Annotated in this window: 1 protein-coding gene; it reads left to right on the top strand. The window is 33.8% G+C overall.

Annotation, left to right across the window (positions count from 1 at the left end; genetic code table 11):
* Positions 1–331: 331 nt before the first annotated feature.
* Positions 332–2,151: TonB-dependent receptor (locus tag VKY41_RS06025; protein ID WP_500813538.1), on the top strand; the 1,820-nt coding region annotated here is incomplete at its 3' end.

Raw genomic sequence — 2,151 nt, forward strand, 5'->3', positions numbered from 1 at the left:
AATTTTATAACTTTGAAAGAATTCATGGTGGATTGGGTTATTTATCACCACTCAAATATCTAAAGAAAATAGGGGTTAATTGTGATAATTTAATCCATGAATAGGTAGAAAAAAGTGTCCAAGTTTTAGCGTTTAAGCCACAATTCTTTATAATATTTTATAGATTACCTTGAGTAAAACACAGCTAAGCTATTTTATCAAAGATAAAAGCTGTCTAAAACTTAAAATTAACTATATCTTAAAAATGCTTATGATATCTATGTGGTTTATTATTTTGTGGTTTTTACTACCAATAAAGTTTAAACCACCTCAATTAGTTAAAACACATAAAATGAAAAAATCATTAATCATCTTATTACTGTTTATTGTAGGGATTTCCAATGCTCAAAACATCAAAGTTCAGGGAATTGTAACCGATAGTTTGGGAACAGCTATTGAAATGGCAAACATAATGGCTGTCAATCTTGATTTAGATAAAATGGACGGCTACAGCATTACCGGAGAGAAAGGTCAATATGCATTGAACTTAAAACCTAATTCTAATTATCAGTTAAAAGTCAGCTATTTAGGTTTTAGTCCAAAAACGGTGGACGTAATCACAAAAACCGAAGACCTTACCTTACCTATTGTTTTGTCGGGCGGAGAAACGCTTTTAGACGAAATCGAAATTGTACATCAAATGCCGGTTTCAATAAAAGGCGATACCATTGTTTACAACGCAGATTCCTTTACGAGCGGAACAGAACGAAAGCTTGGAGATATTCTGAAAAAGTTACCTGGAATTGAAGTAGATGATGACGGAAATGTAAAAGTAGAAGGAAAAGGCGTACAAAAACTGATGATAGAAGGAAAAGACTTTTTTGACGGAGATACCAAATTGGGTGTCAATAACATTCCGGCAGATGCTGTGGACAAAGTGGAAGTTTTAAGAAATTACAACGAAAATGATCAATTGCGTTCTGTTACCGACAATCAGGATAATCTGGCAATGAACATTAAACTGAAAGAAGGGAAAAAGAACTTTTGGTTTGGCGATATTTCGGTTGGTGCAGGCGCAAGTCCTAAAGATGGACGCTATGTTGTAAATCCAAAACTGTTTTATTACAGTCAAAAATACAGTCTTAATTTTATTACCAATCTTAATAATACCGGCGAACAACCAATGAGTTTTAGTGATTATTTCCGGATGTCGGGCGGTTTTAAGAACCTTGCACGAGGCTCCAGTCTTTCACTTTCGGGTAATGATTTGGGAATTCCATTAATGCCTAATAATATGGCTAAAGAAGTAACGAATCGTTTTGGTGCAGCAAATTTTAGTTATAATCCAACAAAAGAATGGACGATCAGTGGTTTTGGAATTATTTCTGACAATAAAACCGATATGGAAAACTGGAGCAGAAATCAAATCCTGAATACAGAAACCGGCGAAATTCTAACTACACAGGAATCAGACACAAACAATAGGTTGAAATCTGAAATGACGATGTTGAAATTAAGTTCAAATTATAAACCAAACCAAAAAGTAACTTTTGATTACGACGTTTTTTTTAAGAAATCGAAACAAACAGAAGACTACCACTTACAAACACAGGTATCTCCCAATACAGAACAAAGTCAGGAAATTACTACTTTTAAAAAGCAAAATCCTGTTTCCTTCAATCAAAATATCGGTTTGTATTATGCACCAGACAACAAAAATGTTTTTGCGTTTGAGGCACAACATCTGTATCAGGACGAAGATCCGTTTTACAATGCCAATTTAGCCACACAACCTTTTGATCTGGCAGGATACATAGACGGACAATTACGACAAAACATTTATCAGGAACGTTTTTTAAAAACCAATAAGATCGATGCAAAAGCAGACTATTATTACGCTTTAACAAAAAAATCAAATCTAAACATCACGCTTGGAAATACCTATTCTTACCAGAATTTTAATTCGCATATTTTCCAGATTTTAGACAACGGAACGCAAAATGATTTAACTTCTCCAGAATTAAACAATCGGGTTTCTTATGCTTTTAATGATATTTATTTAGGATTGCGATATAAATTTATCACAGGAAAATTCACGTTTAATCCCGGAATTACCGCTCATTCCTATTCGATGGAAGACACACAATCTGGCAATGCTAACCACAGAACTTT

Source organism: Xanthomarina sp. (genome assembly GCF_035306605.1).
Lineage (GTDB): Bacteria > Bacteroidota > Bacteroidia > Flavobacteriales > Flavobacteriaceae > Xanthomarina.